The following is a 22271-nucleotide window of genomic DNA, read 5'->3' on the forward strand; positions in this document are numbered from 1 at the left end:
GATCGGACTAAGGCTGAAACCGCCGCGCAGTGCGGTATCCGGCGACGTCAGCAGGGATGCATCATGGATATAGAGATTCTCGACCGGCTTGCCATCCGCGACCTCGTCGAAAACTGGGTGCTGTGGCGCGACGCCGGCGACTGGGACCGCTTCCGCACCGTCTGGTTCGACGATGGCCGCATGATGGCGACCTGGACGCAAGGCACCGCGGACGAATTCATCGCCATGAGCAAGGAAGGCTGGGCCAAGGGCGTGTCGATCATGCATTTCCTCGGCGGCCAGTCGATCGATCTCAAGGGCACCCGCGCGGTGTCGCAGACCAAGATGACCATCGCCCAGCGCGCGCCGGTGCATGGCGTCGTGGTCGACGTGACGCTGACCGGACGGTTCTACGATTTTCTCGAAAAGCGCGACGGCAGATGGGGCATGGTGCTGCGCCAGCCGATCTACGAGAAGGACCGCATGGACACCGTGATGCCCAACGCGCCGCTGGTGCTGGACGAAAAATTGCTCAACAGTTTCCCGGACGGCTATCGCCACCTAGCCTATCTGCAGAGCCAGATCGGCTACCAGATCAAACCCGACATGCCCGGCCTGCGCGGCGCCGCCGTGGAAGCGCTGTATGTCAGCGGGAAGAAATGGCTGAATGGGGAGACGCTCGACAGGTAGATAGAAGCGCGCTGCTTCTCCCCTCCCCCTTGCGGGGAGGGTCGGGGGTGGGGGGCCACAATCGCTACAGATGAGTTTGCCCCCCCCCCCCCCCCCCCCCCCCCCCACCCCGGCCTCCACTTCCGACGATGCTGCGCATCGTCGTCGTTCGGCCGACCCGCCCCCAGCAAGGGGGAGGGCGACCATTCGCTTCGGTGCTACAACAACAAAAAAGTAAAAGGGAGACTCCACATGCCCGACTTCATCACCCTCGACGCGCTGGTGCGCAACACGGCCGAGGCCAGCCCTGCGAGGATCGCCGTCATCGATGGCGACCGGCAGCTCACTTACGCGCAGCTCGATGCGCTGATCGATCGCGTCGCTGCGGCCCTGCAGGCCAGCGGCGTGCAGCCACGCGAGGCGATCGCGATCTGCGCGCTGAGCTCGATCGAATATGTCGCCACGTTCCTCGGTGCCCTGCGTGCCGGCGTCGCGGTGGCACCATTGGCGCCGTCATCGACGCCCGTCGACTTCGCCGCCATGGTCAAGGATGCCGACGCAAGAATCCTGTTCATGGACGACGCCACCGCAGTCTCGCTGGCCTCGGCGGCGATTGAGCCTAGCGTGCAGCGTGTCGCGCTAGACAACGGCAGCGCCGGACAGACATTCAGCGCCTGGTGTGACGCCGCTCCCGCAAAACCCGCGCCGGTGACGGTCGATCCGGACTGGGTGTTCAACATCATCTATTCCTCCGGCACCACGGGCACGCCGAAGGGCATCGTCCACACCCACCACCTGCGCTGGCGGCAGTACGGCCAGCTCGATCCGCTCGGCTATGGGCCGGACGCCGTCACCGTGCTGTCAACGCCGCTTTATTCCAACACCACTCTGGTCTGCTTCAATCCGACCTTCGCCGGCGGCGGCACCGTGGTGCTGATGAAGAAGTTCGACGCCCGTGGCTTCCTCGAACTCAGCGCCAAACACCGCGCCACCCATGCCATGCTGGTGCCGGTGCAGTATCGCCGCATCATGGCGCTGCCGGATTTCGACAGCTTCGACCTCTCCTCTTTCGTGATGAAGTTCTCCACCTCGGCGCCGTTCGGCGCGGCGCTGAAGGCCGACATCCTCAAGCGCTGGCCCGGCGGGCTCACCGAATATTACGGCATGACCGAGGGCGGCGGCTCCTGCGCGCTGCTGGCACATGAGCACCCGGACAAGCTGCACACCGTGGGCCAGCCGATGCCCGACCACGAGATCATCCTGCTTGACGACGACGGCAAGCCGGTCGGCCCGGGCGAGATCGGCGAGATCTTCGGCCATTCGCCTGTCATCATGCAGGGCTATCTCAACCAGCCCGCCAAGACCGCCGAAACGTTCTGGCACGACGCCACCGGCAAGCGCTATGTCCGCACCGGTGATGTCGGCCGCTTCGATGAGGACGGCTTCCTCACGCTGATGGATCGCAAGAAGGACATGATCATCTCCGGCGGCTTCAACATCTATCCCAGCGATCTCGAGGCCGTGCTGACGGGGCATGCCGACGTGCTGGAAGCCGCTGTCGTGGCGATGCCGTCGGAGGAATGGGGCGAGACCCCGGTGGCGTTCGTGGTGCTGCGGCCGGGTGCGGCGGTGGATGCCGCCGAGCTGAAGCAATGGACCAATTCTCGCGTTGGCAAATTCCAGCGCCTCAACGACGTCGCGCTGGTCGATACTTTGCCGCGCAGCGCCATCGGCAAGGTGCTGAAGCGCGAGTTGCGGGATCAGAGACTGGCGATGGGGGCTGCATCGTAAGCAGCGAGGCAGGCTTCTTATCCCTCCCCCCAAAGCGAAGCTTCGCGTGGTGGGGAGGGTGGCCGGCCGTCAGGCCGGTCGGGTGGGGGCGGCGCAACATACGCCACCGAGCTTGGTGCGCCCCCACCCCGGCCTCCACTTTAGCGATGCTGCGCATCGCTTCGTTCGGCCGACCCTCCCCACCTCGCGCGGCTGCGCTGCGCTCCGGGGGAGGGAGACCATTTGCGCCTTCGCTTGATCTCAATAATGCGGCGGCGGTTCGTTGCTGGGCGCGCCGGAATTGTGCTCGGCTTCCTGCACGCGCTCGCCCAATGTCGCGACCTGCCTTGTCAGCGCGTCGATCTGCTTCCATTGCGCGGTGATGGTGGCGTTGAGCGTCTCGATGGTCTCGTCCTGATAGGTCAGGCGGGTTTCCAGCGCGTCGATGCGCGCGCTCAGTTCGGCCTCAGTCATGGGCGGCCTCTTTCGCGCGCGCGTGCAGCAGGTCGAAATCGTCGGAATTGATCGGCGCGTCCGCGGCGATCGACTGGCTTTCCTTGAGTCCATGGCCGAGCGCGATGCGGCCGTCGAACACGAAGCAGTCGCCGCGCCAGCGGCTCTCCCGCTCCGGCACCTGCTCGAGATATTTCAAAATGCCGCCCTTGAGGTGAAAGACCTCGGCAAAGCCCTGCGCCAGCAAATAGGAGCTGGCCTTCTCGCAGCGGATGCCGCCGGTGCAGAACATCGCGATCTTCCGGTGCTTCGCCGGATCGAGCGTGCGGGCGACGAAGTCCTTGAACTGGCCGAAGCTCTTGATCTGCGGATCGACCGCGCCTTCGAACGTGCCCATCGCCACCTCGAAGGCGTTGCGGGTGTCGAGCAGCAGCGTGTCGTCATCGGCCATCACCGCGTTCCAGTCGGCGGGATCGACATAGGTGCCGACCTGCCGGGTGGGATCGGCGTGCGGCGCGCCCAGCGTGACGATTTCCTTTTTCAGCCTGATTTTCAGGTGCAGAAACGGCATCGCCGAGGCGCGGGAGAATTTCAGTTCGAGCCGGTCCAGCCGTCCACCGAACAGCGCGCCCTGCGTCAGCTCCGCCACCAGGGCGTCGATGGCGTCGTCGGTGCCCGCCACGGTGCCGTTGATGCCTTCCTCGGCCAGCAGCACGCTGCCCCGGAGATTGAGGCCGGCACACAGCACCCGCAGCGGTTCGCGCAGCTCGGCGAAATCCGGCAAAGCGGCAAACTGGTAGAGAGCGGCAACCTTGAACATGGCGGGGGTTTACCAGCGCCGCGGAGCCGGGGAAAGGCCGGCGCACAGCCGTCATCCCGCTCTGAGCATTGCCCTCGACGGCCTTGGCATGCCAGATACGCTGCGTTCCCCGTCTCCAAACCGGCGCCCGATCGGCGCAAACCACCTGAAATGAGAATCTTGGCATGAGGAATTTCCATCTCGCCGGCCGCTCCACGGTCCATTCACTTAACGGCATGGCGGCGAGTTCGCATCCGCAGGCGACGCTGACCGCCATCGAGGTGCTGAAGGCCGGCGGCACGGCGGCGGACGCGGCGGTGGCCGCCTGCGCGCTGCAGGGGGTGATCGAGCCGCAGTCCACCGGCATCGGCGGCGACTGCTTTGCGCTGATCCAGCCCAAGGGCGAGGGCCGGGTGCATTCCTACAATGGCTCCGGCCGCGCGCCGAAGGCCGCGACCGCGGAGTGGTACATGGAGCGCAAGATGTATGCGATCCCGACCACGGGCCCGCACGCGGTTACCGTTCCCGGCTCCATCGATGCCTGGGCGACGATCCTGAAGGATCACGGCAAGTTCGGCCTCGACACCCTGCTGCAGCCGGCCATCAAGGCCGCCGAGGAGGGCTATGTGGTGGCGCCGCGCGTCGCCTTCGACTGGAAGAACAATCTCGAGAAGATCCGCGCCGGCATCAATGCGCCGCGCTATCTCTTGAAGAACAACGAGGCGCCGGTGGCCGGCGACGTCATGAAGCAGCCGGAACTGGGCCAGACCCTGCGCACCATCGCCAGGCTCGGCCCCGACGGCTTCTACAAGGGCTATGTCGCCGAGGACATGGTGGAGACGCTGCGCGCCAACGGCGGCCTGCACACCATGCAGGACTTCGCCGACCACACGACCGAGCGCACCACGCCGCTGTCGACCAACTACAAGGGCCTCGACGTCTGGCAGTGCCCGCCCAACGGCCCGGGCATCACCATGCTGGTGATGCTCAACATCCTCAGCAACTTCGATCTGGCCAAATATCCGCCGTTGAGCATCGAGCGCTTCCACCTCGAGGCCGAGGCTGCGCGCATCGCCTACCTGATGCGCGAGCAGGACATCGGCGATCCCGCTTATGTCGGCATCGACATCGAGCGCATTCTCTCCAAGCAGTTCGCCGCCGACTGGGCCGCAAAAATTCGCATGGACGCTTTGGTCGAACTGCCCGACGTCAAGCCGCCGATCAATCCCGAGACCGTCTACATCACCGTGATCGACAAGGATCGCAACGTCTGCTCGTTCATCAATTCGGTGGCGCATGCGTTCGGTTCGGCTGTCGTGTCGAACAAGACCGGCGTGGTGATGCAGAACCGCGGCGCCGGCTTCCGCGTGCAGCCCGGCCATCCCAACTGCATCGCCCCGGGCAAGCGCCCGCTGCACACCATCATCCCCTCCATGACGACGGAAAACGGCCGCGCCAAAATGTCGTTCGCTGTGATGGGCGGCCAGTACCAGCCGGTTGGGCAAACCCACGTGCTGACCAACATGGTCGACTACGGCATGGACGTGCAGGAGGCCATCGACCTGCCGCGCGGCCTGCATTACGAGGGCGTCTATGGGCTTGAGAGCGGCGTCTCCAGCGAGATCGCCGACGGACTGGCGAAAATCGGCCACGTCATCGGACGCCCGGTTTCGCCGTGGGGCGGCGCCCAGGCGATCTGGATCGACTGGGAGAAGGGCACGCTCACCGGCGGCTCCGAACCCCGCAAGGACGGCTGCGCGCTGGGGTATTGAGGGTCTCGTGACGAACCGAGGGACCGTTCCCCGGACGCAGCGCACCAAGCCGCGAAGCGGCGTGGTGCGCTGCAGATCCGGGGTCCCGCCGTTGTCACGCACGGGGATCCCGGACGCGGAGCGGCATGAAGAATGCCGCACCGCGTCCGGGAAACGGGTCGTGTCCTGGTAACTCCTGAACGCAAAAAAACCGGCCCCTTGCGGGACCGGCTTTCGCAGCGTCGCCTCAGCGTACGGAGGAGTCAAAACTCCGCCCGCTGAAATTCGCTCAGAGTTTCTTGTGCGCGAAGTCCGCGGCCTTGTCGGCGGCATCCTTGGCGGCCTGCTTGGCATCGCCGACGGCCTGCTGCGCGTGGCCCTTGCCTTCCTGGATCAGGCCTTCGCCCTGCAGGCGATCGTTGCCCGTGGCTTCGCCAATGCCCTGCTTGGCCTTGCCGGCCAGTTCGTTCGCGGTTCCCTTGATCTTGTCTGTGGTGGCACCCATGGGGTACTCCTCTCGGGTTGAGGCCGGCATCGGGAAAACGACTTTCCGAATGCCCGGCCCTGCGTGAGCTTCGCCGAGACAAGCGCCAGCTCAGTTGAATGTTCCTCGCTCTCCGGGACGTGATGTCGCATCCTTTCGCGACGCGCCGCGGAACCACCGAAAGCAACATCATGTCCGGACACGACCACAATCATCCTCACGACCATTCGCACGATCATTCTCACGACCACGATCACAGCCACGATCCCGACCGCTGGAAGCACGACGGCATTCGCGTGATCCCTGCCGACAAGCTCGATCCCAACGTGCCGTCCACCGCCGGCATGGACCGCAAGGCGGCGATCAACTTCGCCCGCACCGGCGCGCAGAAGCTCTGGGCCGGCACCGTGTCAATCAAGCCCGACGCCAAGACCGGCGCGCATCACCACGGCCACCTCGAAAGCGTGATCTACGTCGTGAAGGGCAAGGCCCGGATGCGCTGGGGCGATCGCCTGCAGTTCACCGGCGAGGCCGGTCCCGGCGATTTCATCTTCGTGCCGCCTTACGTGCCGCATCAGGAAATCAACGCCAGCCCCGACGAGGTGCTGGAATGCGTGCTGGTGCGCAGCGACGGCGAGGCAGTGGCGATCAATCTCGACATCGAGCCGGCGGAAAAGGTCGAGAACGTGCTGTGGGTCGATCCCACCCATCCCGACGGCGCGGTGACGAAGTAACCGCGATTCTCACCTCTCCCCGCTCTGCGCGGGGAGAGGTCGACATTCGCGAAGCGAATGTCGGGTGAGGGGCGGGGCACTGACTCAATATTCACTTGCTGATGTGCCTGCCGCTCAGTCGCGGTGATGCCGTGCCCCGACCCTCACCCCGGCCCTCTCCCCGCGCAGAGCGGGGAGAGGGAGCGCCACCCCAGCACGCTCTCCACCCATTTCGCCACCTGCAGCAGATGCAGGTCCTGCCTGTAAGCCCCGACCAGTTGCAGCCCGAGCGGCAGGCCCTTGGTGCCGAAGCCCGCGGGCAATGCGATTGCCGGCACGCCGAGCAGCGTCCACGGCGCGCAATATTCGGCGTCGCCGGTGTAGCCCAGTCCCTCCGGTGCCTCGCCGAAGGCCGGCAGCGTCAGCACCGCGTCGAAGCCGGCGAGATCGTCGGAGAAGGCCGCCTGCAGTTTTGCCTGTTGCGCACGGGCTGCGAGATAATCGGTGGCGGCGATGGCCTTGCCGCTCTGCACCAGCTCCTTGAGCCTGACGCTGGTGCGATCCGGAAACCGCGTCACCAGGTCTTCGAAGATCGAAGCACCCTCGGCAGCGAGGATGGCATTGATCGCATCCCAGTTGCCGGCGTCGAGTGCGGGCAGCTCCAGTTCCTCCACGACAGCGCCGGCGCTGCGCAATTTTTCGATTCCAGCGTCGAGCAACTGCTGTTGCGCTGCTTCGACGCGATCGTATTTGGCGAAGCGCACCACTGCGAGCCGCGGCATCGCCTGCGGTTGCACGCCATCCGCGATCGATACTTCGAACGCGGGCAGCGTGCGTCCATGGCGATCGCTGTCGCTGCTGCCTGCCAGCAGTGACAGTGCCAGCGCCACGTCGTCGACGCGACGCGCGAAAAATCCGACATGATCGAGCGAGGGGCTGAGCGGATGCACGCCGCTGCGCGGGATCGCGCCAAAGCTCGGCTTGAAGCCGACCACGCCGTTGAACGCCGCCGGGCGGATCACCGATCCCAGCGTCTGCGAGCCCAGCGCCAGCGGCACGATGCCGGCGGCCACGGCCGCGGCCGAGCCGGACGACGAACCGCCCGGCGTGTGCTTGGCGTTCCATGGATTGGTGGTGGGGCCGGGATGCCGCCAGGCGAATTCGGTCGAGACGGTCTTGCCGAAAATCGTCGCGCCCAGATTGCGCAGCCGCTCCACCACCCAGGCATCGGCGGCCGGCACGTGGTCCCTGTAAACAGGCGAGCCGTTGGTGGTCACCATGTCCGCTGTGGCGATGATGTCCTTGATGGCAACCGCAATGCCGGACAGCGGCCCGGGCTTTCGCGTGATGTCGGTCGGCAGCACCTCGAACGCCTTCAGCACCGGCTCGATGGCCTTTGCTTTTTCGAGCTGCGCGGCGGCGTAGGTGTCGGCCGAGGCTTCGTCGGCCCTGAAGCTGCGCAGCAGTTCGAGAACCCCGGCGTCTGGAACGATGAGGGAGGTCATGGTGGTGTTTCCTGAAATAAGCGCCAGACGCAAAATTTGTGTCCCGGAGGCGATGCGGCATTTCAGGCGATGCACTTGCATCGCCGCTATGCCGCTTCGCAGATCCGGGACCCACTACTTTAACAGCAAGCTGGGCCCCGGATCAGCGGCGCACCACGTCGCAAGTGCGACGCGTTGCACCGCATCCGGGGCACGAGCCTGAGATCTGCTGTCCGACCTTACTTCAGCTTCAGCGCCGGTTCGATGTACTTCTTCACCACGAACTTGTCGTAGTCGGGCTGCGCGGAAAGATTGCCGAGTGCAATCTGGGTATCCATGGAGACCTTCAGCGACGGCGCGGAGATGTCGACGCTCGGGGGATAGACGCCGTCGGCGATCATGCGCTTGACGGCGGATTCCACCACCGCCGGGTCCAGCGTCGGGAATTCCTTCTGCGCGACGGCCACCGTCTTGGCCGGGTCCTTGGCCATGAAGCGCATGGCCATTTCCATGCCGTTGGTGACGCGCTGGGCGAGGTCGGGGTCGACGTCGTTGCGCGCGGTGACGGCGGAGAAGGCGTAGGCGCCGTAGGCCTTCGGGAAGCCGAACACCACCTTCATGCCCTTGGCGACCACCTGGTCGAGGCCGGGCTCGTACATCACGGCGACGTCGGCCTGCTTGGCCAGGAACGGTCCGGGCTCGGTGCCGATCGCCACCTGGATCATCTCCACATCGGTCTTGGCGTCCAGCCCGTTCTCCTTCAGCAGCTTGATGAACAGCGAGGTGCTGGTGGTCGGCATGGTGCCGGTGACGATCTTCTGGCCCTTGAGGCCCTTGATGTCGGTGAACTTGAAGTCCGGCGCGGTGGCGATCCACACCGCGGCGCCGTTGACCACATTGGCGATGATGCCCACCGGCGCGCCCTTGGAGGCGGCGATCGCGGTCCATTCCGGGCCGTGGATCGAGAACTGCGCGCTGCCGGAAATCACCGCGGACAGCGCCACGCTTGGCGCGCCGGCGGTTTCCTTGGTGACGTCGAGGCCCTGCGCGGTGAAGAAGCCCTCGTCGATGGCCACGTAGAGCGGCAGGTACAGCATCGACTGGAACGCCTGCGAGATCACCACCTTCTTTGTCTGGGCCATCGCCGGGGTGGCGAGCAGCAATCCGGCCAGCGCGGTGGCGCCGACGATACGCTTGAGCAACGACATGGAAAGGTCTCCGTGGGTGGGAAGGAAATTCAAACCTGGATCTGGTGCGAGGTGCCGGTCATCTTCCACGGCAGCGTTTTGCGCTCGATGATGTCGATCACGTAATAGAGGACGAAGCCCATCACCATCAGCGTGAACAGCCCGACCCAGACCGAGTTGAGGTCGTACAGGCTGGAGGCGATGAAGATCATGTGGCCGAGGCCGCGCTGCGACGAGATGAACTCGCCGACCACCGCGCCGACCAGCCCGAAGCCGATATTGATGCGGAAGGTGGCGATGATCGCCGGCAGGGTCGACGGCACCACCGCCTGCCAGAACACCTGGTGCTTGTCGGCGCCCATGGAGATCATCAGCGACTGCAGGTCGGTGTCGGCGTCCTTGGCCGCCTGATAGGCCGCGATCAGCGCCACCAGAGCGGTGAGCGATACCGCCAGCGCCACTTTGGAGATCAGCCCGGTGCCGAACCACAGCACCACGATCGGCGCCAGCGCGATCTTCGGCACCGAATTGATGGCGACGATGAAGGGCTCGACAAGTTTGGCGACGAATGTCGAGTACCACAGCGCCAGGCCCACCAGCGAGCCGGCGATGGTGCCGATGATGAAGCCGAGGATCGCCTCGAACAGCGTGTACCAGGTGTCGGACAGCAGCTCGCCGGTCACGATCAGCTTCCACGCCTGGGCAAAGATGCCGAACGGCGAACCCATCAGGAAGGCCGAGATCCAGCCGATGCGCACGCCGGCCTCCCAGATCGCGAAGAACACGATCACCGCCAGCAATTGCAGCGCGGCGCGGCCGAGCGTGGTGTCGAAGGCCGAGCGTTTTCTGGCGCGACGTTTGGATGTCTTCAGCGGCGTGGCAGTGGTGGCGTTGGGGATCACGAGGCTCACGATGTCTTCTCGGTCTGGATGTCCAATTCGGCGCACAGCTTGTTGAAGTAGCCGGAGAACCTTGCGTCGTTGCGCGCCTCGATGGGCGAGTGCGCGGAAATGTCGATGTTGTGCACGATCTTGACCCGCGCCGGACGGCCCGACAGCACCACCACGCGCTTCGACAGCGCCACGGCCTCGTCGATGTCGTGGGTCACCAGGATCACCGTCTTGTGGTAGGTCTCGACCGCATCCTTCAGCACGCCTTCCAGATATAGCCGCGTCTGGTAGTCCAGCGCCGAGAACGGTTCGTCGAGCAGCAGGATGTCGGGATCCATGATCAGCGTGCGGATCAGCGCCACGCGCTGCCGCATGCCGCCGGACAGCGTTTTCGGATAGGCGTTCTCGAAACCGGCAAGGCCAAAACCCTTGAGATAGTCGCGCGCCTTGGCCTCGGCTTCCTGCCTGTCGACGCCGCGCGTCTCCAGCCCGAGCAGCACATTGCCGAGCACGGTGCGCCACGGAAACAGCAGGTCCTTCTGCATCATGTAGCCGACGCGGCCGCGCAGGCTTTCGATCTCCTCGCCGCGGTAGTGCATGGTGCCGCCATCGGGTTCCAGCAGGCCGGCGATGATGTTGAAGATCGTCGTCTTGCCGCAGCCGGACGGGCCGATGATGCTGACAAAATCGCGTTCGTTGATGGTGAATGAGAGATCGTCGAGCACGCGCACCTCGCCGGCCTTGGCTGCGAAGGACTTGGTGACGTTGCTGACGGTGAGTTGGACGGGCATGGGCGGCATCGGTTCTCCCTGATGCCGCCTCTAACGCAACTTGCGTGCCATTATCTGGCATTGCCGATGCCAGAAGAAGTCGGAGGTTTGGTGGGCCATCCGCGCGTCGCCTGCTCCCGCTTTGGGCAAGCTTCGAAACATTGAGGCGCGAATTTGTGCAACGCGCGAAATTGCATTTTTTAAAAACGCTTCAGTGTTCTTTGTTCAGAACACCCGACTTCAAGAGGTTGCGCGTTCGTGTGCGTGCGCTCAGCGCAGCGCCAGCAGGCCGCCGGCCACCGTCATGGTTGCCAGCGCCGACAAGGCCAGCGACCAGTGGATGCCGATCAGGCTGCCGACAAGGCCGACAGAGATGCCGCTGAAGGCGCGCAGGCCAAGGCTCGCCATGTTGAACAGGCCGATGACGCGTCCGCGCATCTCCATGGGCGCGTTGAGCTGCACCAGGCTCTGCGCCATGGCGCTGAACGACAGTTCGAGGAAGCCCGCGGCGAACAGGAACAGCAGCGCCAGCGTATAGCTGCGCGACAGCGCGAAGGCAGTCAGCGCGGCGCACCACGATATCGCCAGCAGCACCGCGGTGCGCGGCCGCGGCGGCAGCAGGCCGCGTCCTTCCAGCGCGAGGCCGGCGGCCATTGCGCCGGCCGCATCCGCCGCCAGCAGCGAGCTGTAGGCGACGCCTGGGTCGCCATGGCCGAGATCGCCGGCGAAGCCCGGCATCTGCGAACTGTAGGCGTTGCCGACGAAGAACGACGCCGCGCCGGCGAGCAGCGTCATCGACACGATCACCCGGTGCGGCCGCACATCGCGCATGGTCGTGACGATGTCGGCAAGGCCGCGCACAGCACGGCGCGGCGGCGGCGTGCCCTTGCGGAATTTGGGGCCGTAGGGCGCCTTCATCAGCCACAGCACCAGCGGCAGGTAGAAGATGGTGTTGAGCATGATGCCGTGGGCCGGGCCGAGCGCCAGCAGGATCACGCCGCCCACCGCGGGGCCGATCAGGATGCCGAGATAGCGCGCCATGGCGTTGAGCCGCACCGCGCTTTCCAGATCCTTGCCGCCGACCACGTCGTAGAGCAGCATCTGGTTCGGCGTCTGCCACAGCACGCCGGCGCAGCCGTGAATCACCAGCAGCACCATGGCCTGCCACATCTGCAGCGTGTCGGTGACGAAGAAATAGCCCCAGCCGAGCGAGGCGGTGATGAACAGGCCCATGCCGGCCTGGATCACGCGGCGCGGATCGAAGCGGTCCGCCAGCGCGCCGGAGGCCACCGAGAACAGCAGGAACGGCAGCCAGTGCGACAGGATGGCGAAGCCGCCAAGCGCTGGTGACTGGAATTTCTGGAACACCACCCAGTAGCTGATCACGTGCTCGATATTGTCCGCCATCATGGCGATCACATAGGTGATGAACTGGGCGCGGAAGCCGGGGTGGCGCAGCGCGGCAAAGGATTTTTTCGCAGGCGCGGCGGCAGGCGTTGCAATGGCTTCGGTCATGAGCGGCGGGTCATCCTTGAAGGAGAGGTCATTGCGAAGAACACTTGCGACGAAGCCATCCGGTCATTCTTCTTGTGGTTCCCAGATTGCTTCGTCGCTTCACGCTTCGCAATGACGAACCCGGCTGGGCGGGTATGCGTTGGGTGCGACGACAGTCGCCGGCTGCGCGTTCTCTGCAGAGCAGAGTTTCGCCGGCGACCGAAGCCTGCGCCGACCTGGCCGCATTTCGCCCACCGGCCGGCGGGGTGGCGCGCGACCGTGAAGTCGCGCCTGCCGCCGGGAGGGTCAGCCGGTGACTGCCATCACCGCTTCCTTGATCTTCGCCAGCGCATAGTTGCCGACCATGCTGGCTTCGATATGCGGCAGGTTAGGCACTTCGTCCGCTGCGACCACGCAATCGACGATGGCAGGACCGTCGCAGGCCAGTGCGTCGGCGATGGCCTTCTTCAGCTCGCCGGGCAGCTTCGCCGTGAACCCCTGCGCGCCGCAGGCGCGCGCCAGTGCGGCGAAATCCGGATTGGGGAATTCGATCGCCTCGCGGAACGGCGCGAGGCCGACGCTTTCGGCTTCCAGCGTGATCAGGCCGAGGGCGGAGTTGTTGTAGACGATGACCTTGATCGGCAGCTTGTGATGCACAGCGGTCATGAACTCACCCATCAGCATGTTGAAGCCGCCGTCGCCGGTCAGCACGATCACCTGCTTGCTGCGGTCCAGCGCCTGGATGCCGTTGCCCTGGCCGACCGCGGTGCCCACGGCAGCGTTGTTGAACGAGCCGGTGATGCGCTGGGTGCCGTTCTGCCGGATGTAGTTGGCCGACCACAGCGTGTTCAATCCGGTATCGAGCACGAAGATGGCGTCCGGCCGCGCCAGGTCGCCGGCCATGCGCGCCACCGCCTGCGGGTGGATCTTGTCCTTGCTGCGCGCGGGGTCGGCCTGCTCGTCGAGCATGGCATCCCATTTCGCGCGTGCGCGGCTTGTCTTGTCGAAGAAGTCTCCGTCCGTCTTGGCGGCCACCTTGTCGAGCAGCAGTTTCAGCGTCGGCCGCGCCGAGCCGATGACGCCGAGTTCGGTCGGCGTGCGCCGGCCCAGCACTTGCGCGCGCTCGTCGATCTGGATGACGTGGCCCTTGGGCGGCAGGAAGTTGGAATAGGGATAGTCGGTGCCGACCATGACCAGCAGGTCGCAGTCATGCACGGCGTTGTAGACCGCCTTGGTGCCGATCATGCCGAGGCCGCCCATCCAGCGCGGGTCATGAAACGCCATGATCTCCTTGCCACGCACCGAATGCACCAAAGGCGCTTTCAACCTGTCGCTCAGCGCGCGCAACAACTCGGCGGTGCCGAGCGCGCCATGGCCGCACATGATGACCACGCTCTCGGCCGCGTCGATGCGCCGGACGGCCTCGTTCACTGCGGCGTCGTTGGGCAGGATCTCGCCGCGGGGGACCAGCGTGGCCAGACTCGCGGTCGCGCCCGCCGCTTTCGATGTCAGCACGTCCACCGGCAAGGTCAGATGCGCGACGCCGGGGCCGGCATAGGCGGCGGAGATTGCCTGATGAATGACGCCGGGCGCCTGCGCGGCGGTGGACACTGTCTGGGTGTAGAGCGCCACGTCGCGAAACAGCAGATCCGGCTCGGTGGTCTGGAAGAAGTCGGTGCCCTTCTGCGCCCGCGCCATCTCGCCGGACAGCGCCAGCACCGGCGCGTGGTCGCGCGCGGCCTCGTAGAGTCCGGCCACCAGATGGGTCGAGCCCGGCCCCGTTGAGCCGGCGCAGACGCCGAGCCGGCCGGTGAGTTTGGCTTGCCCCGCGGCGGCCAGCGCCGCGCCTTCCTCATGGCGCACGCCGACCCATTCAATGGAACTGCGCCGCACCGAATCCGCCAGCGGATTGAGCGAGTCGGCGATCAGGCCGAAGATCTGCTGCACGCCGATTGTTTCGAGCACATGGACGAGTTCATCGGCGACGGTTTTCGACATGACAGCTCCGGGAAAAGCCGCGATGCGGCGAGGCAGGGATGCCCGCAGCATAGCCGCCGGATGCGCGGCTCGCACCGCGGTTGTCCCGATCCCCGTAAACAATATCGTGAGCGTTCGCCGGAACAATCGACAAGACGGCGGCGCTAGCAGAGCGACGTGACTTTCGACCGTCGTGGACGCCAACCTGCGAACAGCTTCTGTTCGAACAGGCAGATCCCGAGCAGAACCAGCCACGCCAGGCACATCAGCATCAGCGGATGCAGCAGCGTGCCTGTTGCGGCCCACAACGCCCAGATCACATAGGCCTGTGCGATCCCGGGAACGAACATCGCGAGCACCATGGCGGGCAGCCCAAAGCTCATCGCGTGCATGAGGGTGAAGAAGTAGATCAACACGCCGACGCTTGCGAGCATGATGCTACTCAAAACCCAGAGGGTTCGCCAGACCACAGCCCCGACCACCGATGCGCCGGCGGCGATGATGATCGTGGCCAGAATGCCGTCCGGATTGTAATGAGAAACGGCAGCTCCGGCCGTGGCCAGCGAAAGCGCGTCGATGATCCATTCGCGCACCTTGTCATGGCGGCACTCGGATTCACTCGGGCTGGTCGCTGGGCCGCTCTCGCTCATCGCCATTGGTCGCGCAAGCGGCAGCTTCGTTCAATGCTGCGCGGCGGCGAGCCGCAAGGTTGCCGGTCAGGGCTGCCGTCGGCTGCTGCCAAGGCAATTGAACGCCTTGCGAAATCCGTTGGCCTGTGCGTCCTCGGCGGAGCAGAACCAGCGCTCCAGCTTGGCGAGGGCGGCATAGCTGCGACAGCCCTGCATGTGGAAGATGCCGACGTGACCGGTCACGCGGGCGCGCGCAGAATATTTGCCCTTGATCGAACAACCCGGCGGCGTGACCGGTTCGTCGGGAAACAGCGATGCGCGCAGTTCCTGATCCTTGTCGCTGGCGCAGGATGTGCCCAGCAACGGCGCCGTCTTGTCCCAGCGGCGGAAATCCTGCGGCGCCACGAAGCAGCCGCGCCATAATCCCGCGCGGGCATCCCTTGCGGTCGCGGCGTCGGCCGCGAAGCGGCCCTTGACCGAGGGCTCGACGCTGACGGCATAGCCCAGCCGCACCAGTTGCCGGTTGAGGCTGTCCTTGTCGCCATCGATGGTGCAGAGGCCGGCGCGGCGCTGCTTGAACGTGGCATCGGCGCCGAGGTCCTCGCAGGTCACCTTGCGATCGGCGATCATCCTGGTCAGGCGATCGCGCGCATCGACGCCGCAGGCCCAGGAGTCGGCGTGCTCGTCGATGCAGGTCTGATCGACGGACGGGGCGTCGATGCCGTCCAGCCGGTAGGTGACGCCGGCAACGTCCAGCGTGCCGCCGTCCTTGACGATTGTACTGGCGGCCCAGCTCGGACCTGCTGCCAGGATAGTCACCAACGCAACGACAAAGCGCATCTGCTTCTTTCAGGTTTCGCGCCAAATTACGGGCATGAGCGAGAACGACGCAAGCGCAAAATGCCGCGCTGCAAACGCCCGTGTTTACGTGGCCGCCCCGCGTAGTCGCCGCAGGCGCAACGCCATCAGGCAAGCGCCGAGCGCGATCATCCCGAAGCTCGCCGGAACCCAGAACGCGGCGCTTGCCATGCCTGCGGCGGACATGTCGTCCCCGAGGCCGCTGAGGTTGGCGGCGAGTCCGGCAGCGGCCGCGCCGAGGGCGAAGCCCATTTGCTGCACGGTGGGAACCGACGTGGCGGCCACCGCCTCCTCGCCGGGCCTGGCGCTGCTCATGACGCTGTGCGCAACGAACGGCCAGCACTGGCCCATGCCGATGCCGAGCAGCGCGATGGCCGGAAGCAGGGGCGCCGTTGCCGAGCTCGACGTCAGCCAGGCCAGCGCCATCAGGCTGACGATCATGGTCGCCGGTCCCGTCACCATCAGCCGTTGCGGCCATGGCTTCGGCACGCCGGCGGTGACCAGCGATGCGCAGGTCCAGCCCAGCGAGGCGCTGGCGACGACAAATCCGGCGGCCAGCGGATCGAGTCCCTGGAAGTGCTGGAGGAACATCGGCACGTAGATCTGCAGCGGGCTGAACGCGATGCACAGCAGCAGCGCCAGCCACAACCCGACGCCGGCCGGCGTGCGCAGCGAAAACGCGTCGGTCGGCAGCAAAGGCGACGTGGCCGCACGGTTGATGCGCAGCATCAGCGCCAGCGACAGGATCGCCAGCGCGATCAGCCCGGCCTGGGTCAGCGGAGCGGCGACGATCGATGCCGACGACATCGCGGCGATGGCGATGCAGATCAAAGCGAGACGCCCGAACGGGACGCGGGGCGTCGTGCCGGGCGCGATTGTCCGTGGCAGCAGGAAGAAGGCGCCGACCGCCAGCAGCGCGGCGACGGCGGCGGTCGTGACGAACGCGGCGCGCCAGTGGCCGTAACGGGCGAACAGGCCGCCGACCATCGGGCCGAACAGCACCGACATGCTCCAGCCCGTCGACAGCAGCGCGATCACCCGTGCCCACACCGGCTCGGGAAACGTGCCGCGCACCAGCACATAGGCCACGGCCACTTCGAGGCCGCCGCCGAACCCCTGGATCAGGCGTCCGGCGACGATGAAATCCATGGTCGGCGCCAGCGAGCAGAACAGCGCGCCGCAGCCGAAGACTGTCACGCCAAGACAGTAGGTCAGCCGCGGACCGATGACCGCCGCGATCATGCCGGCGCTGCTGGCGGCGACAATGGAGGAGGCGAGAAAGGCGGTGGTCGGCCAGCTCAACATGTGGACGCCGCCGAGCTCGCCGACGATGGATGGCAGCACGGTGGCCAGCATCAGCACGTTCATCGACTGCAGCAGCACGCCGCTGAGCAGGATCGCCAGCGGCAAAATCCATTCCCGCCGCAGCAGAAGCCGCCAGCCGTGATGCGCGGGCCCGCTCAATGCTGTGCGTTCTTCCAGTCGCGCTTGATCTTCTTGGCGAGCGACCATTTGTGCACTTCGGTGGGGCCGTCATAGATGCGGAAGGCGCGGATCTCGCGAAAGGCCTGCTCGACGATGGTGTCGCCGGAGACGCCGTTGCCGCCCATCACCTGCACGCAGCGGTCGGCGATGCGCATCAGCGATTCCGACACTGCCACCTTGGCCATCGAGCTCTCGGCGGTGCCGAGCGAGCCGGTGTCGAGCACGCCGGCGCACCAGTCGATCATCAGCTCCGACGCCTTGATGTCGATCAGGTTCTCCGCCAGCATGAAGCCGACGCCTTCGTGATCCACCAGCGGCTTGCCGAAGGCATGGCGGCGGCAGGCATAGTCGGTGGCGATCTCGTTGGCGCGGATCGCCAGGCCCAGCCAGCGCATGCAGTGCGACAGCCGCGCCGGGCTGAGGCGGATCTGGGCATATTTGAAGCCGTCGCCGGCCGCGCCGAGCATCTGGTCGGCAGGCACCCGCAGGTTCTCGATAGCCACCTCGGCATGGCCGCCGGGCATCGAACTGTCGATGGTGTCGAGAATGCGCAGCGTACGGATCGCGGGGTCCGGCAGGTCCACCAGGAACAGGCAGGCGCCGTCGTCGGACTTCGCCATCACGATGCCGACTTTGGCGCCCTCCGCGCCGGTGATGAATTTCTTCTTGCCGTTGATGACCCAGTGATTGCCGTCGAGCGTGCAGGTGGTCTGCATCATCGACGGATCGGAGCCGGCGCCGCCGTCTTCCGCCGGCTCGGTCATGAAGAACGCCGAGCGCGCGCGGCCGGAGACCAGCGGCTCGAGGAAGCGCGCCTTCTGCTCGGCGCTGCCGACCTTGCCGAGCAGGTACATGTTGCCCTCGTCGGGCGCCATGGTGTTGCAGGCCAGAGGTCCCAGCGGCGACAGACCGGATGCGATCAGCGCCGTTGCCGTCTCACGCTGCGTCAGGTGCGATCCGTCCGGCAGAATGTGCGGCGTCAGCACGCCGGCGGCGCGCGCCCTGTCGCGCAGTTCCTGCACCAGTTCATCGCTCGGGCCGTGCGGTCCAGTGCGCGGATCCTTCTCGCAGGGAATCACCACGCTGCGGACAAAGGCCTCGACCTTGGCGGCGATAAGGTTGGCTCGGTCAGTCATGGATGCGAATTCTCCGGTCGCTCTCCGCCACGCAAGGCGATGACGGGCGTCTTACAGGAGGATGGATCGGAGGCAAACACGGCCGTCGTTTCGCGCAGCCCGGGCTTGGATGGGTTCCCCGGACGCGGTGCACTACGCCGCCTTCTGGCGGCGTAGTGCACCGCAGATCCGGGGTCCAGTTTGGGCGCAAAGGAAGTGAGCAGGGTCCCGGATCTGCGGAGCGGCATCGGCGATGCAAGTGCATCGTCTGAGAATGCCGCACCGCGTCCGGGACACAACTCACCCGTACCTGAAAACCGGATCTTCCAGGTCGATGGCGGGAAACTCGTTTTTCTCCGACCAGTAGTCCTGGTTGTGCTGCCATTCCGCCTTGTCGCCGCGCTTCGGCAGCAGATGCAGCCCGCGCATGATGTAGCCGGGATTGAAATTTTCCGGATCGATCCACGGCAGCAGCGGCATGTCGCGGTCTTCCGGCCGCAGCATGGGCTCCACGCGGGTCGCGCCGGTGTTTTCCATATGGTTGAGCAGGGCGCAGACGAAGTCGGCGACCAGGTCGACGCGCAAGGTCCAGCTCGCGCGAAAATAGCCGAAGATCCACACCATGTTGGGCACGCCGGTGAACATCATGCCGCGATAGGTGACGGTCTGCGAGAAGTCGAGCGGTTCGCCGTCGATGGAGAAGGCGATGTCGCCGAGCACATTGAGGTTGAAGCCGGTGGCGGTGACGACGATGTCGGCGTCGAGCTGCTTGCCGGATTTCAGGGCGATGCCGCTTTCCGTGAAGCGTTCGATCTCGTCGGTGACCACCGACGCCTTGCCTGCCTTGATGCCCTGGAACAGGTCGCCGTTGGGAATGAAGGCGATGCGCTGGCGCCACGGCCGGTAGCGCGGCGTGAAATGGGTGGCGATGTCGTAGTCCTCGCCGAGATAGGCTTTGACGCCCTTCAGCAGCTCCTGCTTCACCACCTCCGGCTCCTCGACGGCGCGCTTGGTGAAGGCGGCCTGGTCGAACAGGATCTTGCGGCGCACGATCTCGTGGATCCATTCCTCCTTGATCTCGAGCTGGCGCAGCGTCTCGGCGAGATCGTTGACGTTGCGGCCGGTGATGAAGAAGGTCGGCGAGCGCTGCAGCATGGTGACATGGGCGCATGTGTCGGCGATGGCCGGCACCAGCGTGGCGGCCGTCGCGCCGGAGCCGATCACCACCACCTTTTTGCCGGCAAGGTCGATATCCTCAGGCCAGGTCTGCGGATGCACCATGCGCCCCTTGAAGTCGGCCATGCCTGGCCACTCCGGCGTAAATCCCTGGGCGTGGTTGTAGTAGCCCTGGCACATCCACAGGAAGCGCGTGGCGTAGGTCGACGTCACGCCGTCATGGTTGACTGTCAGCGTCCACAGATTGTCGGCCGACGACCACGCCGCGGTTTCGATGCGGTGGTTGTAGCGGATGTGCGGCGCCAGATCGTTCTCGGCGATCACCTCGCCCATATAAGCGAGGATCTCCGCGGCGGTGGCGATCGGCGCCGAGGTCCATGGCTTGAAGCGATAGCCGAAAGTGTGCAGGTCGCTGTCGGAGCGGATGCCGGGATAGCGATGGGTCAGCCAGGTTCCGCCGAAGCTGTGCTGGGTCTCCAGCACCGCGAAGCTGGTGCCCGGACATTGCTTGCAGAGGTGATAGGCTGCGCCGACGCCGGAGATTCCGGCACCCACCACGATGACATCGAAATGCTGCGTCGAAACCGCCGATGCGCTGGCGAATTTTTCCTGGACGTTCATGGGCTCCCGCTTTTCGCTTTTTTGGCCGGTGCCGCCGCAATGGCGGCCCGGCTGTTACCGGCAGCCTAGTGGCTGACCGCGCGGTGCGGCAAGCGGTCCTGCCGGGGCCCCCGGTAAATATGTACCGCGACAATTTGGCGCGATGCGAACAAACTCGAACGAATTCAATCAGATTGAAATTTCTGGGACGATGCTCCGAAAGTCCTGGCAACGAAGAATTAACCGTGCCGGCCGGAAATTATCATCCCGGTCAAAAATCATCTTTTCTCAACGCCAGGCAGTTTTCCTTGATTCAGCTCTCCCTCAACGACGCATGGTCCAAGCCGATGATCGCGCCGACGGCGCCGATGCCGCCGGACTTCGCGGCCCCGGCGCCGCCCGAGGCGACCGCCGCGCCCGCCAACAATGATGCCAAGAATGATGCGGACGGAAAGGCCGTGCCGCCAAAGACCGCGAGCATCGGTCAGTCCGACGTCGTCAAAAGCTTCCTGCTGCGGCTGCAGGAGCTCGGCCTGTCCACCGTCTCCGGCACCGACGGCAACGACGTGTTGAGCGGCTGGTCGAACAGCCTGGCCGATGCCGGTGACGGCAATGACACCATCGACGTGTGGTCCGGCAGCGTGGTCGACGCCGGCGCTGGCAACGATACCGTGCGTGCGTGGTCGGACTCGCGGGTGCATGGCGGCGACGGCGACGATCGCATCGATGCGTGGTCGGAGAGCCAGGTCGATGGCGGCGCCGGCAATGACACCATCCACGTCTGGTCGAACTCCATCGTCTCCGGCGGCAGCGGCGACGACCGCATCGACGCCTGGTCGGGCGCCCAGGTCGATGGCGGCGACGGCAACGATGTGATCTCGGTATGGAGCGACAGCAAAGCCAGCGGCGGCGCCGGCAACGACTCCATCTATGCCGCCGCGGGCAACGCCATCGTCAACGGCGGCACCGGCGACGATTTGATCTCGGTGGGCGACAATTCCACGATCAGCTTCGCTGCCGGCGACGGCAAGGATACGGTCTACGCCGATCGCAACACGCGGCTGGAATTCGGCCAGGGCATTTCGGCGGCAGGCACCCATGTCAGCGTGTCCGGGCAGACCGCGACCATCACCTTCGACGGCAGCGACGACAAGATCACCATGAACCTGCACCCGCGCGGGCCGGCGACCCTGGCTTTCGCCGACGGCTCGACCCTGTCGGTCAGTGCCGAGGCCACTCCGACGGCGCCGCTGGACAAGCTCGCCTGATTGCGCGGATGCGATCGCGCCCGGCTCGTCCGGGCGCGTCGTGCATCACGCCGCCAGCGCGGCATCGCTCCGTCGGTCGAAGCGCGGCGGCAAGCTGTGCTCGGCTATGCAATCCGGAGGCGGGCTGCTGGCGCGCGCCAGATCCGATGGCCGGATCGCCATGCCGCCTCTGGGCGGCCCATCGTCGTCGTCGAGCCGGCGCAGCGCTGCGAGAATGGCCGCCAGCGCCACTGGGCGGTTGCCGCCCGGCACCTGGCGCAGCCAGGGCTGTGACTCCACGGCGTGGGCGTCGGATGCCCAGGACGACAGGATGATCCGCTTCTCGGCCGGGCTCAGCGAGTCGTCGCGCAGCACGTCGTCAGGATGTTTGAACGCCGAAGCGGGATGGATGAAGGCGTGAAAATCGATGATGCGCGGTGATGCGGAAAGATTGATATCCATGTGTACCTCCCGAACTCTCCTTTCAAAACGGGACGCTGCGAAAAATGCGAAAGCCGCCGCGCGGTTTCAAGACGCCCCGCTAAAATTTTTTCGTAGTGCCCGTCGGACGCCGCGGCAGAATGGTGCGCAGTGTCGCGGTCGTCGCCGTGCGCAATGCCGTGAGGGGCAATCTTCGCCCACAAGTTCCGGAGCATTCCTGCAGCGCATTCCCGCCGTTGCTCCGCGCGTCGTGCTTCTGTATTGAAGCAACGAAAGATTGCGGCGCGTCAGACGCCGGAA

General features: G+C 65.6%; 20 protein-coding genes. 5 read left to right on the forward strand and 15 right to left on the reverse strand.

Translation table 11 applies throughout. The annotated features are described in order from the left end of the window. Positions 1 to 63 precede the first annotated feature (63 nt). Positions 64 to 669, forward strand: a complete 606-nt coding sequence (locus tag ACUXVA_RS10105) for a nuclear transport factor 2 family protein (protein ID WP_265080428.1) — start codon at positions 64 to 66, stop codon at positions 667 to 669. A gap of 231 nt (positions 670 to 900) precedes the next feature. Then, positions 901 to 2439 carry a class I adenylate-forming enzyme family protein gene (locus tag ACUXVA_RS10110; RefSeq protein WP_265080427.1) on the forward strand — a complete coding sequence of 513 codons (1539 nt, stop codon included), beginning with the start codon at positions 901 to 903 and terminating at the stop codon, positions 2437 to 2439. 240 nt (positions 2440 to 2679) lie between these two features. Here the strand turns inward: ACUXVA_RS10110 and ACUXVA_RS10115 are convergent, their stop codons facing one another. Beyond that, positions 2680 to 2892 carry a SlyX family protein gene (locus tag ACUXVA_RS10115; protein WP_265080426.1) on the reverse strand — a complete coding sequence of 71 codons (213 nt, stop codon included), beginning with the start codon at positions 2890 to 2892 and terminating at the stop codon, positions 2680 to 2682. Beyond that, positions 2885 to 3691 (reverse strand): oxygen-dependent tRNA uridine(34) hydroxylase TrhO, encoded by an 807-nt coding sequence (trhO, locus tag ACUXVA_RS10120; protein WP_265080425.1) that lies wholly within the window; start codon positions 3689 to 3691, stop codon positions 2885 to 2887. The genes ACUXVA_RS10115 and trhO overlap by 8 nt, the downstream gene beginning before the upstream one ends. Before the next feature lie 164 nt (positions 3692 to 3855). Between trhO and ggt the strand changes: the two genes are divergently transcribed. Then, the gene (ggt, locus tag ACUXVA_RS10125; protein WP_445491935.1) at positions 3856 to 5442 is read left to right on the forward strand and encodes a gamma-glutamyltransferase; all 1587 of its coding nucleotides are present in this window, start codon (positions 3856 to 3858) and stop codon (positions 5440 to 5442) included. A gap of 268 nt (positions 5443 to 5710) precedes the next feature. On the opposite strand, the gene ACUXVA_RS10130 is transcribed toward ggt, so the two are convergent. After that, complete coding sequence (locus ACUXVA_RS10130; RefSeq protein WP_265080424.1) at positions 5711 to 5926, reverse strand: CsbD family protein; 216 nt, start codon at positions 5924 to 5926, stop codon at positions 5711 to 5713. 170 nt (positions 5927 to 6096) lie between these two features. Here ACUXVA_RS10130 and ACUXVA_RS10135 point away from each other — a divergent pair, with 170 nt between their 5' ends. Beyond that, on the forward strand, positions 6097 to 6639 hold the full coding sequence (locus tag ACUXVA_RS10135) for a cupin domain-containing protein (RefSeq protein ID WP_265080423.1): 543 nt from the start codon (positions 6097 to 6099) through the stop codon (positions 6637 to 6639). A 143-nt stretch (positions 6640 to 6782) separates the two neighbouring features. Here the strand turns inward: ACUXVA_RS10135 and ACUXVA_RS10140 are convergent, their stop codons facing one another. From ACUXVA_RS10140 to ACUXVA_RS10190, 11 genes are all read right to left on the reverse strand, one after another. Then, entirely contained in the window at positions 6783 to 8123 is a 1341-nt protein-coding gene (locus ACUXVA_RS10140) for an amidase (protein ID WP_265080422.1), read from the reverse strand. Positions 8124 to 8341: 218 nt separating this feature from the next. Next, a complete protein-coding gene (locus ACUXVA_RS10145; protein WP_265080421.1) occupies positions 8342 to 9310 on the reverse strand; it encodes an ABC transporter substrate-binding protein in 969 nt (322 codons plus the stop codon). 29 nt (positions 9311 to 9339) lie between these two features. Further along, positions 9340 to 10200, reverse strand: a complete 861-nt coding sequence (locus tag ACUXVA_RS10150) for an ABC transporter permease (protein ID WP_265080420.1) — start codon at positions 10198 to 10200, stop codon at positions 9340 to 9342. After that, positions 10197 to 10979 (reverse strand): ABC transporter ATP-binding protein, encoded by a 783-nt coding sequence (locus ACUXVA_RS10155; RefSeq protein ID WP_445491939.1) that lies wholly within the window; start codon positions 10977 to 10979, stop codon positions 10197 to 10199. The genes ACUXVA_RS10150 and ACUXVA_RS10155 overlap by 4 nt, the downstream gene beginning before the upstream one ends. A 240-nt stretch (positions 10980 to 11219) precedes the next feature. Then, the gene (locus tag ACUXVA_RS10160) at positions 11220 to 12464 is read right to left on the reverse strand and encodes an MFS transporter (RefSeq protein ID WP_445491941.1); all 1245 of its coding nucleotides are present in this window, start codon (positions 12462 to 12464) and stop codon (positions 11220 to 11222) included. A 285-nt stretch (positions 12465 to 12749) separates the two neighbouring features. Next, positions 12750 to 14441 (reverse strand): thiamine pyrophosphate-dependent enzyme, encoded by a 1692-nt coding sequence (locus ACUXVA_RS10165; RefSeq protein ID WP_445491943.1) that lies wholly within the window; start codon positions 14439 to 14441, stop codon positions 12750 to 12752. Positions 14442 to 14584: 143 nt separating this feature from the next. After that, on the reverse strand, positions 14585 to 15070 hold the full coding sequence (locus ACUXVA_RS10170; RefSeq protein WP_265080416.1) for a hypothetical protein: 486 nt from the start codon (positions 15068 to 15070) through the stop codon (positions 14585 to 14587). 66 nt (positions 15071 to 15136) lie between these two features. Continuing rightward, positions 15137 to 15889 (reverse strand): thermonuclease family protein, encoded by a 753-nt coding sequence (locus ACUXVA_RS10175; protein WP_265080415.1) that lies wholly within the window; start codon positions 15887 to 15889, stop codon positions 15137 to 15139. 84 nt (positions 15890 to 15973) lie between these two features. Continuing rightward, a complete protein-coding gene (locus ACUXVA_RS10180; RefSeq protein ID WP_445491946.1) occupies positions 15974 to 17371 on the reverse strand; it encodes an MFS transporter in 1398 nt (465 codons plus the stop codon). Continuing rightward, positions 17368 to 18528, reverse strand: a complete 1161-nt coding sequence (locus ACUXVA_RS10185; RefSeq protein ID WP_265080413.1) for an acyl-CoA dehydrogenase family protein — start codon at positions 18526 to 18528, stop codon at positions 17368 to 17370. The genes ACUXVA_RS10180 and ACUXVA_RS10185 overlap by 4 nt, the downstream gene beginning before the upstream one ends. A 279-nt stretch (positions 18529 to 18807) precedes the next feature. Then, entirely contained in the window at positions 18808 to 20304 is a 1497-nt protein-coding gene (locus tag ACUXVA_RS10190; protein WP_265080412.1) for a flavin-containing monooxygenase, read from the reverse strand. A gap of 287 nt (positions 20305 to 20591) precedes the next feature. On the opposite strand from ACUXVA_RS10190, the gene ACUXVA_RS10195 reads away from it, so the two are divergent. Further along, positions 20592 to 21551 carry a calcium-binding protein gene (locus tag ACUXVA_RS10195; RefSeq protein WP_445491949.1) on the forward strand — a complete coding sequence of 320 codons (960 nt, stop codon included), beginning with the start codon at positions 20592 to 20594 and terminating at the stop codon, positions 21549 to 21551. 45 nt (positions 21552 to 21596) lie between these two features. On the opposite strand, the gene ACUXVA_RS10200 is transcribed toward ACUXVA_RS10195, so the two are convergent. Then, positions 21597 to 21992: a hypothetical protein gene (locus ACUXVA_RS10200; RefSeq protein ID WP_265080410.1), complete on the reverse strand. Its 396-nt coding sequence runs from the start codon at positions 21990 to 21992 to the stop codon at positions 21597 to 21599. Positions 21993 to 22271 lie beyond the last annotated feature (279 nt).

Source organism: Rhodopseudomonas sp. RCAM05734, from assembly GCF_052658035.1.